A 14,188-nucleotide genomic window follows, 5' to 3' on the forward strand; every position below is an offset into this window, starting at 1 on the left:
CTCTCGGCGGCGTTCGCCAAGAGCTCGTGGCCCGCAGGATGTTGCCCCGGATCAGTTCATGTGCGGGGATCTGTGTCGTAGAGCGAGTACGCAGATGTCGTCGCGGCCTCGGGCAGGAGCGGCGGCGTTGATCACCGCGGGCACGAGGTGGTCGAGGCGTTCGGGCAGGTGTGGTGCGGTCACGGCGTCGCACAGGGCCTGGATGCCCGTGTCGATGTCGGCGTCGTGGTGTTCCACCAGTCCGTCGGTGTAGATGAAGAGCACGTCATCCGGCTCGAGTGGCGCCTCGAACGCGAGGTACTCGGCTTGTGTCGCGACACCCGTGATCATCCCGTGCCGGTGTGTCAGGGGGCGGGCTTTGCCGTCGTGCACCAGCAACGGGTGGGGATGGCCGGCGTTCGCGTAGCTGAGGGTGCCGTCCCACGGGGTGTAGACGCCGTAGAACACGCTGGTCATCGTCATGTCGGCGCACGAGCAGACGAGCCGGTTGAGTTCGCGCAGCACGCGGTCGGGACGTGGGTCCTGCATCGCGTAGGCGCGAAGGGCGTTGCGGACGCTGCCCATGCTGACCGCGGCTTCGACGTCGTGCCCGATCACGTCACCGACCGCGATCGCGAGCCGGTCGTCGGGCAAGGGGAACGCGTCGTAGAAGTCGCCGCCGACCCCGGCTGTGCTGTCGGCGGGCCGGTAGGCCGCGGACAGCTCGACACCCTCGACGTCGGGAAGGCCGGGGGGTAGCAGAGCTCGTTGCAACTGGAGGACGACCCGCCGCTCGTCCCTCAGCTGCGCCGTCATCTCATCGGCCCGCACCACGGCCGCTCGCGCGGCCGCCTCGGCGGTCCGTCCAGCGGTGCGGTCGACGCACAGGCCGCGCAGTGCCACCACTGCGCCGGTGGTGTCCGCGACCGGTTCGGCGATCGACGAGACCACGACCATCCGTCCATCGGGCGTGCACAACCGGTACTCGACGTCCGATGCCGGTCTGAGACCGCTGTAGGAAGCGCGGGCCACCCCGAGGTCTTCCGGGTGCACCAGCGCGAGGGCTTCCTCGACGGTGTTCGGCGACTGGGCCACCCCGGCGATGCGGCACAGGTTCACCGACCACGCGACGTGGCCGGTGCGCAGGTCGATCTCCCACGACCCGGTGCCGCCCGCGCGCTGCGTCCGATCCAGCCGATCGGTCCACTCCGCGTGCAGGCGCATTCCTTCGAGCTCGGCGACCTCGTGGGACTCGGTGACGTCCTGAACCGCCACCACGGCGGCGACCACCTCGTCATCGCGACCGCACAACGGGAACAGGTTGAGCAGGAGGTGCCGGGAGGCGCCGCTGAGGTCGTCGTGCGTCTCGACATCGCGATGTACGGCGCCGGTGTTCAGCACGTCGACGATGAGGGGCTCTACCGTCGTGAGGTAGACAGGTGCGTCGATCTGGTGGATCGTCCAACCGGCATACTCGCGTGATTCCAGGCCGTGCAGCGACATGAACGCCGGGTTGGCATAGAGGAACCGCATCTGGTCGTCCACGACCGCGAAGCCCACGGGTGCCCGTTCGAGCACTGCCGTGATCTCTGGAAGTGATTCACCGGAACTCGCGAGATCGCGCGCCAGTTCGATGCTGCCCATCGGCGCGGCGTCGAGGAACTTCGAGGGTTTCCCGTCCACGGACCACATTGCTCGTCGTTCCTCCTGTCTCACCACACAGGCTTGACTCCAGCTCTCTTGTCACAGCACTACTTGCAGGCATCTCAATACCCGATCAAGGGTGCGGCCAAACGCGGATCGCGCCCGCCGAGGGACACGAGGTGAGGTCCGCGAGGACTTACGCGCGGCAGAGGTGCAGAACTCCGGTTTCCGCGTTGCTCAGCTGTGCCGCCGACTGACTCAGGACGTTGGGTTGCGCAGCGCCTCGACCGCGTGCGGAACGGTCTCGTGCAACAGCAAGATCCGGTCCATGCCCGTGGCCAGCAACGCGCGTCGCGGTGAGCGCGCTGCCGCCACGACAGCGAACCCGATTCCGCCCTGGTGCGCTCGGCGGTTGGCCTCGCCCAGCAACGACAGCCCTGTCGAGGCGAGGAAACCCACCGCCAGGTAGACCACGATCCCGATCGGGTGGTGGTTGAGCTGCTCCTCGATCGCGGTGCGCGCCTGGCCGGCGTTGGTGATGTCGATGTCGCCGTTGAACGCCATGACCACCACGCCGTCGTGATCGACGGTCTCGATGCTGAGGTTGGAAATACCGGCGCGTTGCGCGCGCGTCATCGTGCACACCCGGCCATGCTGGACCGCCCTTCCGGAGCAGGCTGCCGACCATCGCCGGAAGATCACGCGAGTGAGCAGGGCGGTGGTCAACGGGTTCCAGGTTCGCATCGATCGGCGGTTCACGCTCGCCCAACCGGGCGCTGACACGATGGTGGTCCCGTCGTGCGGCTTCACGGCACACCGCCTCCGGCGTGTCGGCACGCGCGCGGACACGCCGTGTGCCCGCATGAACCACTGTTCGCTGTCTGCGATCTCCAGTCACAAGTGGACACTCGAGATTCGACTCGGGCTGTCCGGGGAGCCCACGCGGTTCACCCGGTGACGGCACTGCAGACCGAGTACTCGCTGTGGACGCGAGACCGCGAGGACGAACCCCTCCCGCTGTTACGCGGCCTCGGCATCGGGTTCGTCCCGTACTCCCCGCTCGGCCACGGATTCCTCACGGGTCAGCTCCGCTCGCCCGCCGACATCGCCGACGACGACTGGCCCAAGACCAACCCCCGGTTCATCGGGAACGCCTTCGTCCGGAACCTGCGGATCGTGGACGAGGTCCGGGTGGTCGGCGACGAGATCGGCGCCACCTCGGCCCAGGTCACCCTGGCCTGGCTCCCTGGCCCAGGGCTCCGGCATCGCCCCCATCCCCGGCACCCGCCGAGTCGCCCGTGTCGAGGAGAGCACGGCCGCCGACGGCCTGTCGATGCGCCGGTTCGCCCGCGAACTCGGTGCCGACTGGAGCTGCTCATCACCGGGTCGCGGCAGACAGCCGAACGCTGATCGGCTCGGAGCCATCCGCGCTTCGCGATGGCAAGTCCGCCCCTCGGGCTCGCCGGACTGGCAGTGTGAGCCGGTTGTGACTGCCGATGGACCGAGGTGGTTGGCATGCGTTCTGCCGGACAGGCGTCGTGGTCGATCAGCGTCGACCAGTGGAACCCCCAGCTGGAGTGGGCGCTGTGGTTCCGGGCCGCGGAACGGATCGAGGTGCCGGCGGGCGGAATGGTGACCGGCCCGCCGGACGTGGATCCGTTGCCGGAGCGGTCCGCGGCCTCGGCCGACGAGTTGGTGGAAGGCTGGCTGTGGTGGTGGCGCGCAGTGCTCGCCCAGCCTCCGCTCACCTCGTTCCCGCCGCCGCCGGGCGTGGCCGATCCGAGCAGGTTCAGCCCACCGGATTTCGAAGGCCTTGCGGGCCATCCAACGTTGCGGCACGTGGTCACCGCACGGTGGGACGAGGCCAACGCGTGGCACTCCACCCGCAAGCGGGCCGGAGTCGAGGCGTTCCGGGCGACGCGCAGTGCGGGACCGGGGCGGGAAGGCGCGGCCGTGCGAGCTGTGGAGGCCGAGATCGGCCACAGGTCCGCGCCGTTCTCCGTGCGGATCATCGTGCTGCCGGTCGTCGACCATCAGATCCGCTCGGCCGGGAAGTCCACGTTTCTCGTCCCCGAGCGTGTGCATGCGAGTAGCGCTTACGACGACTGGCTGCGCAAAGTCGTACGGGCACTCGCCTGAGCGAAACCCGGCACGAGCAGTCAGGGATGGACCCAGCGGTGATAGGCGTCCAGGTCGACGTTGCTGCCGCAGATCACGGTGACGACGTGACGGCCGCTGAAACGGCCGGGGTCTTCCAGGACGGCTGCGACGCCGAGGGCCGCCGAGGGCTCGACGATCAGGCCCGTGTGCTCCAGGAGCAGCCGCATGCCCTCGATGATCGACGACTCGCGGACCAGGACGGCGTCGTCCGCCACCGCGAGGAGGTCGTCCAGGACCTCGGGGATGGGGAACCGTCCGGCGACGCCGTCGGCGATGGTGTCGGCCGACTCGGTGGTGATGAGGCGGCGCTCGCGCCACGAAAGGGTCAACGCCGGTGCACCTGCGGGCTGCACGCAGATCACCTCGGCTTCGGGTACCAGGGTCTTCAGGACGTGTCCTATGCCGGTGGCCAGCGCGCCGCCGCCCAGTGCGATCAGGACGGCGTCGAACGGGGCCTCGTCCACCAGTTCCAGGCCGATCGTCGCGGCGCCCTCGCACGTCTCGATGTCCAGGCTGTCCTCGAGCAGGCGGATGCCGCGTTCGCGCGCGATGTGCACGGCTCGCTCGCGGGCCATCTCGAAGTCGCCGTCCACCAGGTGCAGTTCCGCGCCCAGAGCGCGGATCCGGTCGAGTTTGGCGACGGGGGCGCGGGTCGATGCCACGACCGTCACGTCGAGGCCGCGGCGGCTGCCCGACCAGGCGAGTGCCTGGCCGAGATTGCCGGCGCTGGCGCACACCACGGCGGTGCGGCCCTGCTCGGCGAGCAGGCTGGTGACGAGTTCGGTGCCGCGGGCCTTGAAGCTGCGCACCGGGTTCGCCGTTTCCAGCTTGATGCTCACGGTGCAGCCGAGCCGGCGGCCCAGTGCGTCGCACCGGTACATCGGGGTGTTCAGGTACACGGGATCGATCGTGCGGCGAGCGGCGCGGATCCGGTCGAGATCAAGCCGCGTCCTGGCCACACCGGGATCGTATCCGGACCGGCGGCATCAAGCCGCAGGCGCACCTGCGGCTTGATGTCCGCCGAGGCGCTGCGCGTGCGCTGGAACGCGTGCCAGATTCGTGGCATGCCTCAGAACGAGCAACGATTCGACCGCATCGGGAAGCTCGACATCGCTCTGCGCCGCGAACTCGTCATCGGGCTGGCCGGTATCGCCCTCGGCGTGGCGGTGTTGCTGGGCGCGTTCATCGCCAGGACTGGGAAGTGAGCGGCTGCACGCCGTTCTGACGGCCCGCGGTCCTCAGGACGTCAGCAGGCCCTGACGATGACCGCGTGCGCCTTGCTGCCGAGGTCGAGGATCGTCACGTTGCGGTTTCCGGCGGGCACGCGGACCTGGTAGGTGCCGGGGCTGACCGGGTAGCCGAAGTAGCTGCCCGCCGGGGCGGCCGAGGTGCCCGCGATCATCGAGCCGTTCGTGCGGTGGATGGTGGTGGAGACCGCTTTGCCGCAGTTGTTGGAGATGTAGATCTTGCCGTTGGTCGCGGCACTGGCGGAACCCGCGCCGAGAGCCGAGACGACAAGACCTGCGGCGGCCAGACCGGTGAGAACGCGCCGGGTGGTCGTCATGGTGCTCCTCCGGGTGTTGGGGCGTCGGTCGCAAGATATTCGCCGCCGCGCCCGCGCGCAGTCGGTCGAACGACCGACACCGCGACGTGCACGGTCCTGCGCTGGACAGCAAGCGGCCCCGGTCACCGCGCAGGTGACCGGGGCCGCTTGCTGTCCAGACGTGTTACCGCACGCTCGTGCGGCGGCCGGCGACGGCCTCGGCGACTCCGATGAGGAGCACGGAGGCGATCACGGCGATGATGAAGCCCAGCACGTTGAGCTCGAAGATGTCTCCGGTGCCGAGCAGGTTGGCGATGGTGCCGCCGATGACGGAGCCGACCAGCCCCAGCAACAGCGTCGCCACGATGCCGAGGTTCTGCTTGCCGGGCTTGATCAGTCGGGCGAGCGCGCCGATGATCAAGCCGGCGACGATGAACCCGATCACGTCAGCCTCCTGTGGTCGATTGGCTTGCTGGTCCTGGTTACCCGAACGGATCTTCGTTCAACCACCGCACGCCGAGGTGATCGGGAACCTTGGCCGATCCTGTGCGTTGACCCTGGTGAAGCCCTGAGCACCCCAGTGGGAGGACCGGACGTGAGACTGCCGGACCGCGAGCAGCAGGAACTGGACGAGATCGAGCGCCACCTCGCCGAGGACGACCCGAAGCTGGCCGCGAAGCTGACCCGCCCGGCGCCCAGGGTGCCGCGCCGGATCATGGTCGTCGCCGGGATGCTGTTGCTCCACGTGGCGGGCCTGGTCGTCGTGATGGCCGGGGTGACGTTGTCCTCCGTGGCGGTCATCGCGGTCGGCGCCTGCGTGGTCCTGGGGGTGTTCGCCTGGTTCGCACTGCGGGTCTGGCGCGAACACCGGGAGTAGCGCGCTACTCCCGGAGTCCACCGCGGTCAGCTCCCGGTCAGTCGTGGTCCGGTGTGCCGGTGATGAGGTGGTCGGCGGCGTTGACCGCCTCGAACAGCAGCCGCCGGACGTGGCCGCCTCGCGCCCGGTAGAACATCCGGCGGCCGTCGCGGCGCACGGTCACCAGTCCGGTCAGGCGCAGTTTCGCGAGGTGCTGCGACACCGCCGGACGCGCGATACCGACCTCCGAGGCCAGTGTCGTGACGTCGTACTCGGCCCCGCACAGCAGCCACAGCATGCGGAAACGCGTCGGATCGGCGAGCATCCGGAACCCGTCGACGGCCGCTTCGACGTGTCTGCCAGAAGGTAGCTGTTGCCAGTCTTCCGTTGTTGCAACGTCGTCGCGTGCGTACATGAGCACATATAGTGCCAGACATGCTCGTTGTTCTGCGGAACCGGACGTATCGCCACCTGTTCGGCGCACACGTCGTCGCCCTCACCGGTACCGGGCTGGCGACCGTCGCGCTGGGACTGCTGGCCTACGACCTGGCCGGCGCGGACGCGGGAGCGGTGCTCGGCACCGCGCTGGCGGTCAAGATGGTCGCCTATGTCGGCGTGGCGCCGGTCGCGGCGGCGTTGCTCGGGGCGTTGCCGCGGCGCGCTGTGCTCGTGACGCTGGACCTCGTCCGTGCCGGGGTCGCGGTGGCGCTGCCGTGGGTGGACGAGATCTGGCAGATCTACGTCCTGATCTTCTTGCTGCAGGCGGCTTCGGCGGCGTTCACCCCCATCTTCCAGGCGACGATCCCGGACGTGCTGTCCGACGAACGCGAGTACACGCGGGCGGTCACTCTCTCGCGAATGGCCTACGACCTCGAAGGCCTGCTGAGCCCGTCGCTGGCCGCGGCGTTGCTCGTGCTGATGAGCTTCAACGACCTGTTCCTCGGCACGGCGATCGGGTTCGCCGGTTCCGCACTGCTCGTCGTCTCGGCGGTGGTGCCGCGACCGAAGCCAGTCAGGCGCGACGAAAGCCTTTATGCCGCCACGACTCGCGGCGTCCGGATCTACCTGGCAACGCCGCGGCTGCGCGGATTGCTGGCCGTGCACCTCGCGGCGGCCGCGGCAGGGTCGATGGTGCTGGTGAACACGGTCGCCTACGTGCGTGACGTGCTCGGCCGCGGTGCCTCCGACGTCGCCGTCGCGCTGGCGTTCAACGGCGTCGGATCCCTGGCGGCCGCACTGGTGTTGCCCAAGCTGCTCGACCGCATGAGCGACCGCGCACTGGTGTTGCGCGCGTCCGTGGCGCTGGTCGTATGCCTGGTCGCGGGCTCGCTGCTCAGCGGCACGCACTGGCTTGCGTTGCTCGTGCTGTGGGCGCTGATCGGCGCCGGATGTTCCTTCGCGCTGACGCCGGGCGCGCGGCTTCTGCGCCGGTCCGCCGAGTCGTGTGATCGGCCCGCGTTGTTCGCCGCCGACTTCGCGCTGTCCCACGCCTGCTGGTTGCTGTGCTATCCGCTGGCCGGGTGGGTGGCCACCGCTGCGGGCATGACCACGGCGTTCGTCGTTCTTGGTGGCATCACGGCGGTTGCCGCGCTCGTGGCATGGCGTTCGTGGCCGACGCACGACCCCGCGGTGGTGGAGCACGTGCACCACGACCTCGAGCCCGATCACGACCACCTGCGCGACGCGGTGCCGGCCGGTGGCGCGTGGCGGCACGCGCACGAGTTCCGCATCGACGACCATCACGAACGCTGGCCGCGTCCGTGATGGTCAGCCGCATAACCGCATCACGTCACCTCGGCTCGGCCGAGCCGGCGAGGACCGGGACGGGGATCTCGAAGTGCACGGTCTGGTGGCGGTCCGTGTCACCGTCGCGGGCGTCGCAGACCTCCACCGCGACCGAGCGCCAGAACGCTTCCGCGCCGGCCACTCGGGTGTCGGTGTGCAGGTAGATCTGCTCGTAGCCCGGGGTCTCCGCGATGAACCGGACCGCGGCGTCGACCAGTGCCCGCGCGAGGCCGCGACGGCGGTGCTCCGCCCGGACGTAGACCCGGAACAGCTGGGCCGTCCGGTCGCCGGAGTAGCGCTCGGCGATCCACGCCGGGTGGGGCGGGCTGGCCGGTCCCTGCGCCCGCACGGCGGTGGTGCCCACGACCTCGTCGCCGTCGACCGCGACGAACAGCGCGTGCCGGGGCGTGCCCAGGTACGTCCCCGCCAGGTCGATCACATCGGTGTGCCACTGGGGGCGGTAGCCGTGGCCGAACTCGCGGTAGAAGGTGTCCAGCATGACGCTGCGGGCCCCCGGCAGGTCGGCGTGGGTCGCCAACCGCACCTCGTAGAATTCCGCTGGGTAGGAGTGTCCCGCTGCCTGGTGGTGCTCGTTCACTTCATCCTCTCCTTCGCGCCGTCCAAAGTGGTCGCGACCGGACCGTGGAGGACGACGCGTCCTTCGTGGAGCACGGCTACCCGGTCGGCCAGCCGGGCCACGACGTCGAGGTCGTGGCTGATCAGCACGAGCGCGCACGGCACGCTCGCGAGCAGGTCGAGCAACCCGGCGCGGGTCGCCGCGTCCAGGCCCGAGGTGATCTCGTCGCACACGAGCACCTCCGGTTCGGCGAGCAGGGCGCGCACGAGGGCCGCCCGCTGGAGTTCGCCGCCGGACAGGTCGCGCGGGCGGCGCAGCACCGTGCCGGGGTCCAGGCCGACTCGGGCCAACGCCGCGAGCGCCGACGCGCGGGCCTCGGCGGGCCGCGCACCGCGCAGCCGCACCGCTGTCCTGGCGACCTGGTCCAGCACCGGGCGGTGCTCGTCGAACGATCCGCGTGCGTCCTGGAAGACGTACTGCACGGCGGCCAGCGCGGCGCGCGGCCTTCGGCGCAGTGACCGCGCCAGTGGCCGGTCGTGCAGCAGCACCTCGCCGGTGGCCTGCTGGTGCAAGCCCGCCAGACACCGCCCGAGAGTGGTCTTGCCGCTGCCGGAACGGCCGACGACCGCCAGGCGTTCCCCGACCTCCAGGTCCACGTCGTGCAGGACGGTGGCGTTGCGGTACCGGGCGGTCAGGCCGCGGACCCGCAGGCGCGGCGTCCGTTCGGAGACCTCGGCGAACACCTGCGGCGTGGCGTCGAGCAGCGCGCGGGTGTAGTCCTCGCGCGGGTTCGTCAAGAGCGCGGAAGCAGGTCCGGCCTCGACGACGCGGCCCGCGCGCAGCACCACGATCTCGTCGGCGAGCGCCCGCACCACCTCCACGTCGTGGGTCAGCAGCACCAGCGCCACGCCTTGGGCGACGACGGCGGCGAGTTCGTCGACGACTTCGCCGCGCGTCAGGGCGTCCTGCCCGGTGGTGGGTTCGTCGGCGACCAGCACCGCCGGATTGCCGACGAGCGCCTGGGCGAGCACGACCCGTTGCTGCTGACCTCCGGAGAGCTGGTGCGGATAGCGGCACAGCAGGTCGGCCGGCACCCGCGCCCGGTGCAGCGCCGCGTCCACCAGCTCGTCGGGATCACCGTCGTGCAGTGCGGCGATCTCGCGGAACACGGCACCCAGCCGCCGCACCGGGTTGAGCGCGGACGCCGGCTGCTGAGGCACGAACCCGACATGTCCGCGCACCTCGACGTGCCCGCTCACCGACACACCGGGGGAGTGTTCGCCGAGCAGGGCCAGGCCGGTGGTGGTCTTGCCGCTGCCCGAGGCGCCGACCAGGGCCAGGACCCGCCCGGCGGACAGGGCGAAGCTGACACCGTCGAGCAGCACGTGCCCGCCCGCTTCGGCGCGCAGGTCCTCCACGTGCACGACCGGGGTCATGTCCGGACCTTCCGCAGGGCGCGGTCGAACACCAGGTTCACGCCGATGGACAGGGAGATGATCAGCAGCGCGGGCACCACCACGGCCCACGGCTGCAGGAACAACCCGCCCCGGTTGCGGTCCACCATCACGGCCCAGTCCGCGGCGTCGGGCGGCACGCCGACACCGAGGAAGCTGGCCGACGCCACCAGGTACAGCGCGGCGGTGAGCCGCACGCCCAGATCGGCGGCGAGCGTGCGCAGCATCGACCGTCCGGTGTAGACGATCGAGGTGCGCCACCACGACTCGCCCTGCATGCGCATCGCCTCCAACGCCGGCCGCCCGGCGATCTCCAGGGCAGTCGCACGGGACAGGCGTGCGACGTCGGGGAAGTTGACGAGCGTGACGATCCCGATGAGCACCACGAGCCCTTGCCCGGTGATGGCGGCGACGAGGATCAGCACCAGCAACGACGGCACCGCCAGCAGCACGTCGAGCGGCCTCATCAGCACCTCGTCGACCAGCCGCAGCCGGGCGGTGGCCGCGAGGACGCCGTAGGGCACACCGACCACATAGGACAGTGCGGTGGCGAGCAATGCCACCAGCACGACCGTCTGACCGCCGGCGAGCACCTGGTGCCAGGTGTCACGGCCCACGAAGTCGGTGCCCAGCAGACCCAGCGGCAGGAACGGTGCGCCGCGGGTCGTCTGCTCCGGCACGAACAGCGGTCCCAGCAGCGCCAACGTCAGCGGCACCACGATCAGCAGCCCGCCGATGCCCGCCCGCTTCACGCGACCACCCCGGCGCGCGGGGCCAGGCGGAATCCCACCAGGTCGGCCACCAGGTTGACGGCCACCGTGGTGACCGCGAAGACCACCGCCAGTCCCTGCACCACGGGCAGGTCCCGCGCGGCCACGGCGTCCACCAGGACGGTCCCGAGGCCGGGGATCACGAACACCGCCTCGACGACGATCACCCCGCCCAGCAACCAGTCCGTGGTGCGCGCGACCTGCTGCACTGCCGGCGCCAGGGCGTTCGGCAGGGCGTGGGCGAACCGGACTCGCGTCTCGCCGATCCCGAGACGGCGGGCGTGACGGACGTAGCCGGACGCCAGCGCGTCCACCATGCCCGCCCGCACCAGGCGGCTGATCGAGCAGATCGGCCGCGCCAGCAGCACCACCAGCGGCAGCACCAGCACCGCGGGCTCGGCGAGCACGTCCGCGCCGACCGCGGTCGGCGGCAGCCATCCCAGCTGCACGCCGAACACAGCGACCAGCACCACGGCCAGCGCGAACTCGGGGATCGAGTGCAGCGCCACGCTGACCGACGTCAGCGCGCGATCGAGCAGGCTGCCTTCACGCAGTGCGGCCAGCACACCGACCAGCACCGAGATCGGCACCAGCAGCACCAGCGTCAACGCCGCCAGCACGACGGTCGGGCCGATCCCGGCGGACAGGAACCGGGCGACCGGCCGTCCCGACACCAGCGACTCACCGAAGTCCAGCCGCGGCAACCCGAGCAGCCACTCGGCGAACCGCTCGGGCGCGGGCCGGTCCAAGCCCATGGCCGCACGGATCTGGGCGATCCGCGCGGGGTCCGGGTTGTCGCCGGCCAGTGCCACCGCCGCGTCTCCCGGCAGAGCCTCGACCAGGAAGAACACGAGGGTGACCACGGCCAGCACCTGCATCAGCCCGAGCGCGGACCGCCGGGCCGCGTAGGACGCGAGGCTCAACCGAGCCACACCTTGTCGAACCGGGCCCAGTCGAGCGTGTTGGCGGGTGCGGTGGAGATGCCGCCGACGCTCGGCTTCGCGCCCACGATCCAGTCCGCGAAGCCCCACATCAGGTAGCCGCCCTCGGCGTGCAGCACGCGCTGCATCTCCTGGTAGGCCTGGGTCCGCGCGGTCTGGTCCGAAGTGGACACCGCCTTCTCGTACAGCGCGTCGAACTCCGGCCGCGCCCACTTGGTCACGTTGGTGCCGGAACCGCTGAGCAGGCGCTGCGCGACGTGGGTCTCGATGGGCATGGCGCCGGACCGGAAGCTCGACAGCGAACCGTTCTTGAGCGTGTCGGCCCAGTAGCTGTCCTTGTTGCCCTGCACGACCTCGATGGTCAGCCCGGACCCCTTGGCCTGGTCCGCGAACACCGTGGCGGCCTCGACCATCCCCGCCGCTGCCGTGGAGGTGTCGAGCTTGACCACCATGCCCTCGGCGCCGGCCTTGCGGATCAGGAACTTCGCCTTGTCCAGGTCGCGCTCCCGCTGCGGGATCTCACCGGCGTAGTGCTGGTAGCCCTTGCCGAACAGGTCGTTGCCGACCTGCCCGCTGCCCGCGAGGACGGACTCCACCAGCTGCGGCCGGTCGGCGAGCAGGAACAGCGCCTCCCGCAGGTCGCGGTTGTCGAACGGCGCCCGGTCCACCTTCATGGCGAACGCCTGCACAGCGCTGTTGGGGGAGCGGTGGATCGTCATCCGGTCACCGGAGGCGTGGCTGCGCGCGGTGGTCGGCGTCAGGTCGTGCGCGTAGTCGACCTGCCCGCCCAGCAACGCGTTGGTGCGCGCGGACTCCTCGTTGGCGATCACGAACTCCAGCTCGTCCAGCAGCGGCGCGCCCTCCCAGTGGTCCGGGTTGCGCTTGAGCAGCACGGACCTGCCCGGCTCGAACGACACGAAGCGGAACGCTCCCGACCCGACCGGCTTGCTGAAGTCCTCCGCGCCCTCGGGAACGATGTACGCGCCGAAGGCGGCGAGGGCGTTGGGGAACTCGCCGAAGGGCCGCTTCAGCGCGAACTCCACGGTGCGGTCGTCCACGGCACGGCTGTTCGGCAGGTCGATCAGCGCGAGGCTCGACTTGGCGCGGAACGCGCGGTTCGGGTCGAGGATGCGCGCGTAGCTGGCGAGCACGTCCTGGGCCCGCACCGGTCTGCCGTCGTGGAAGACCGCCTTGCGCAGGGTGATCCGCCACCGCGTCAGGTCCGCGTTCGGCTCCCACTTCTCCGCCAGACGCGGCTGCGGTGACACGTCACCACCGAGGTCCGCGAGCTTGTCGAACATCGCCTTGGACCGCGCGGCCTCGACGAACAGGTTGGCCAGGTGCGGGTCGAGGACCTCCTTGGCGCCACCACCGGCGAACGCGGCCCGGAGCCTGCCGCCGGTACGCGGCGCGGACGAGGCCGGGCTCGCACCGCTGCCGCACCCGGCGAGGGTGACGACCGCCAGGCCGGAGGTGAGGCCGAGGAAACCGCGGCGGTTCAGGGACATTCTGGTTCCTTTCACTGACACCCGTCTCAGCGGAGGCGGGCCACGACGTGGAGGCGGTCGCCGGACAGCGCGCCGCTCAGCGGGGCGTCGGCGGTCCAGGGCGGGTCGGTGCGCGGACCGGGTGCGTCGAACAGGGCGAGGACGTCGAACCCCGCGAGGTCGAGCAGGTGGCGCAGCTCCTGGGGGAACAGCAGGCGCCAGGCCGATCGCTGCACGAGCGGTTCGGTGCGCCCGGCCCACTCCCAGGCGCGGCGGCGGCGCAGGAGCTGGGCGGCGTGGTCGATCCACAGTTCGGTGTGCGAGGTGTACTCGGTGCCCTGCCACGTGACCGATCGGGTGCGCACACCGTCGAGGAGCTCGGTGTTGCCGAGGAAGAACGCGCCGTTGCGCATCTCCGCCACCAGCAGGCCGCCCGGTCGGAGGTGGTCGCGGCAGCGGCCCAGGAAGTCGTCCAGGTCGGCGTTCGCATGGCAGTACAGCAGCGCGCTGTCCAGGCACGTGATCACGTCGAACCGGCGGCCCAGCGCGAACGACCGCATGTCGCCGAGCACGAACCCGGCCGCCGGGTGGTGCGCGCGGGCGTGCTCGACCATCCGCGCCGAGCTGTCCAGCCCGACCACCCGGTGGCCCAGCCGGGCCAGGTGGCCCGCGTCCCGGCCGGTGCCGCAGCCGACGTCCAGCAGGTCGCGACCGCCGCCGAAGCGCGTCACGACGTCGTGCGCGAACCGGGCGGCGACGTGGTCGGGGTCGGGGAACTGGTGCTCGTAGAGCCCGGGGTTGTCGGTCAGCAGGTTCTCGCTCATCGGGTCGCCTCCTGCGCCGCGGTCAACGCGCCACGTCGGTGCAGCCGCGCCACGGCCGCCGCGCACCCGAGCCCGACCGCCGCGCACAGCAGCGAGGCGCCCCAGGCCGACCGGCCGAACACCCAGCCGATGACGGTGTTGCCCAGCGCCGCGGCGAGGCCGGAGACC

The 14,188-nt window shown here is 70.8% G+C and carries 17 protein-coding genes; 5 read left to right on the forward strand and 12 right to left on the reverse strand.

Annotation, left to right across the window (positions count from 1 at the left end; translation table 11 throughout):
• Positions 1–51: 51 nt before the first annotated feature.
• On the reverse strand, positions 52–1,662 hold the full coding sequence (locus VM306_RS27265) for a SpoIIE family protein phosphatase (protein ID WP_325520115.1): 1,611 nt from the start codon (positions 1,660–1,662) through the stop codon (positions 52–54).
• A 219-nt stretch (positions 1,663–1,881) separates the two neighbouring features.
• Positions 1,882–2,259 (reverse strand): STAS domain-containing protein, encoded by a 378-nt coding sequence (locus VM306_RS27270; RefSeq protein ID WP_325520117.1) that lies wholly within the window; start codon positions 2,257–2,259, stop codon positions 1,882–1,884.
• 318 nt (positions 2,260–2,577) lie between these two features.
• Between VM306_RS27270 and VM306_RS27275 the strand changes: the two genes are divergently transcribed.
• Together VM306_RS27275 and VM306_RS27280 are read left to right on the forward strand one after the other, a co-directional pair.
• Positions 2,578–3,033, forward strand: a complete 456-nt coding sequence (locus tag VM306_RS27275; RefSeq protein WP_325520119.1) for an aldo/keto reductase — start codon at positions 2,578–2,580, stop codon at positions 3,031–3,033.
• Between the two features lie 105 nt (positions 3,034–3,138).
• Positions 3,139–3,762, forward strand: a complete 624-nt coding sequence (locus VM306_RS27280; RefSeq protein WP_325520121.1) for a hypothetical protein — start codon at positions 3,139–3,141, stop codon at positions 3,760–3,762.
• A 20-nt stretch (positions 3,763–3,782) separates the two neighbouring features.
• Here VM306_RS27280 and VM306_RS27285 read toward each other — a convergent pair whose 3' ends face one another.
• Positions 3,783–4,742, reverse strand: a complete 960-nt coding sequence (locus tag VM306_RS27285) for a threonine ammonia-lyase (protein WP_325520123.1) — start codon at positions 4,740–4,742, stop codon at positions 3,783–3,785.
• 105 nt (positions 4,743–4,847) lie between these two features.
• Here VM306_RS27285 and VM306_RS27290 point away from each other — a divergent pair, with 105 nt between their 5' ends.
• Positions 4,848–4,988: a hypothetical protein gene (locus VM306_RS27290; RefSeq protein ID WP_325520125.1), complete on the forward strand. Its 141-nt coding sequence runs from the start codon at positions 4,848–4,850 to the stop codon at positions 4,986–4,988.
• Between the two features lie 41 nt (positions 4,989–5,029).
• Here VM306_RS27290 and VM306_RS27295 read toward each other — a convergent pair whose 3' ends face one another.
• A complete protein-coding gene (locus VM306_RS27295; protein ID WP_325520127.1) occupies positions 5,030–5,347 on the reverse strand; it encodes a hypothetical protein in 318 nt (105 codons plus the stop codon).
• 163 nt (positions 5,348–5,510) lie between these two features.
• Positions 5,511–5,771, reverse strand: a complete 261-nt coding sequence (locus VM306_RS27300; RefSeq protein WP_325520129.1) for a GlsB/YeaQ/YmgE family stress response membrane protein — start codon at positions 5,769–5,771, stop codon at positions 5,511–5,513.
• Between the two features lie 150 nt (positions 5,772–5,921).
• Between VM306_RS27300 and VM306_RS27305 the strand changes: the two genes are divergently transcribed.
• Positions 5,922–6,203, forward strand: coding sequence for a DUF3040 domain-containing protein (locus tag VM306_RS27305; RefSeq protein WP_325520131.1), 282 nt, complete (start codon positions 5,922–5,924; stop codon positions 6,201–6,203).
• A 37-nt stretch (positions 6,204–6,240) separates the two neighbouring features.
• Here VM306_RS27305 and VM306_RS27310 read toward each other — a convergent pair whose 3' ends face one another.
• A complete protein-coding gene (locus tag VM306_RS27310) occupies positions 6,241–6,597 on the reverse strand; it encodes a metalloregulator ArsR/SmtB family transcription factor (RefSeq protein WP_325520133.1) in 357 nt (118 codons plus the stop codon).
• Between the two features lie 20 nt (positions 6,598–6,617).
• On the opposite strand from VM306_RS27310, the gene VM306_RS27315 reads away from it, so the two are divergent.
• Positions 6,618–7,946 carry an MFS transporter gene (locus VM306_RS27315; protein WP_325520135.1) on the forward strand — a complete coding sequence of 443 codons (1,329 nt, stop codon included), beginning with the start codon at positions 6,618–6,620 and terminating at the stop codon, positions 7,944–7,946.
• A 25-nt stretch (positions 7,947–7,971) separates the two neighbouring features.
• Here the strand turns inward: VM306_RS27315 and VM306_RS27320 are convergent, their stop codons facing one another.
• From VM306_RS27320 to VM306_RS27345, 6 genes are read right to left on the reverse strand one after another with little or no spacing between them, the layout of a single operon-like run.
• On the reverse strand, positions 7,972–8,565 hold the full coding sequence (locus VM306_RS27320; protein WP_325520137.1) for a GNAT family N-acetyltransferase: 594 nt from the start codon (positions 8,563–8,565) through the stop codon (positions 7,972–7,974).
• A complete protein-coding gene (locus tag VM306_RS27325) occupies positions 8,562–9,980 on the reverse strand; it encodes an ABC transporter ATP-binding protein (protein WP_325520138.1) in 1,419 nt (472 codons plus the stop codon). The genes VM306_RS27320 and VM306_RS27325 overlap by 4 nt, the downstream gene beginning before the upstream one ends.
• Entirely contained in the window at positions 9,977–10,750 is a 774-nt protein-coding gene (locus VM306_RS27330; protein ID WP_325520140.1) for an ABC transporter permease, read from the reverse strand. Before VM306_RS27330 ends, VM306_RS27325 begins: the two co-directional genes overlap by 4 nt.
• A complete protein-coding gene (locus VM306_RS27335) occupies positions 10,747–11,700 on the reverse strand; it encodes an ABC transporter permease (protein WP_325520142.1) in 954 nt (317 codons plus the stop codon). The genes VM306_RS27330 and VM306_RS27335 overlap by 4 nt, the downstream gene beginning before the upstream one ends.
• The gene (locus VM306_RS27340; RefSeq protein ID WP_325520144.1) at positions 11,688–13,217 is read right to left on the reverse strand and encodes an ABC transporter substrate-binding protein; all 1,530 of its coding nucleotides are present in this window, start codon (positions 13,215–13,217) and stop codon (positions 11,688–11,690) included. The genes VM306_RS27335 and VM306_RS27340 overlap by 13 nt, the downstream gene beginning before the upstream one ends.
• 26 nt (positions 13,218–13,243) lie before the next feature.
• The gene (locus VM306_RS27345; RefSeq protein WP_325520146.1) at positions 13,244–14,020 is read right to left on the reverse strand and encodes a class I SAM-dependent methyltransferase; all 777 of its coding nucleotides are present in this window, start codon (positions 14,018–14,020) and stop codon (positions 13,244–13,246) included.
• Between the last annotated feature and the right edge of the window lie 168 nt (positions 14,021–14,188).

The sequence above is a fragment of the Lentzea sp. genome (assembly GCF_035525475.1).
In the GTDB taxonomy this organism is placed as follows: domain Bacteria; phylum Actinomycetota; class Actinomycetes; order Mycobacteriales; family Pseudonocardiaceae; genus Lentzea.

Coding starts and splice junctions, on each gene's coding strand:
- VM306_RS27270 (WP_325520117.1), bottom strand. CDS start 2,259: ATGACGCGCGCGCAACGCGCCGGTATTTCCAACCTCAGCATCGAGACC.
- VM306_RS27280 (WP_325520121.1), top strand. CDS start 3,139: ATGCGTTCTGCCGGACAGGCGTCGTGGTCGATCAGCGTCGACCAGTGG.
- VM306_RS27290 (WP_325520125.1), top strand. CDS start 4,848: ATGCCTCAGAACGAGCAACGATTCGACCGCATCGGGAAGCTCGACATC.
- VM306_RS27295 (WP_325520127.1), bottom strand. CDS start 5,347: ATGACGACCACCCGGCGCGTTCTCACCGGTCTGGCCGCCGCAGGTCTT.
- VM306_RS27310 (WP_325520133.1), bottom strand. CDS start 6,597: ATGTACGCACGCGACGACGTTGCAACAACGGAAGACTGGCAACAGCTA.
- VM306_RS27315 (WP_325520135.1), top strand. CDS start 6,618: ATGCTCGTTGTTCTGCGGAACCGGACGTATCGCCACCTGTTCGGCGCA.
- VM306_RS27325 (WP_325520138.1), bottom strand. CDS start 9,980: ATGACCCCGGTCGTGCACGTGGAGGACCTGCGCGCCGAAGCGGGCGGG.
- VM306_RS27340 (WP_325520144.1), bottom strand. CDS start 13,217: ATGTCCCTGAACCGCCGCGGTTTCCTCGGCCTCACCTCCGGCCTGGCG.
- VM306_RS27345 (WP_325520146.1), bottom strand. CDS start 14,020: ATGAGCGAGAACCTGCTGACCGACAACCCCGGGCTCTACGAGCACCAG.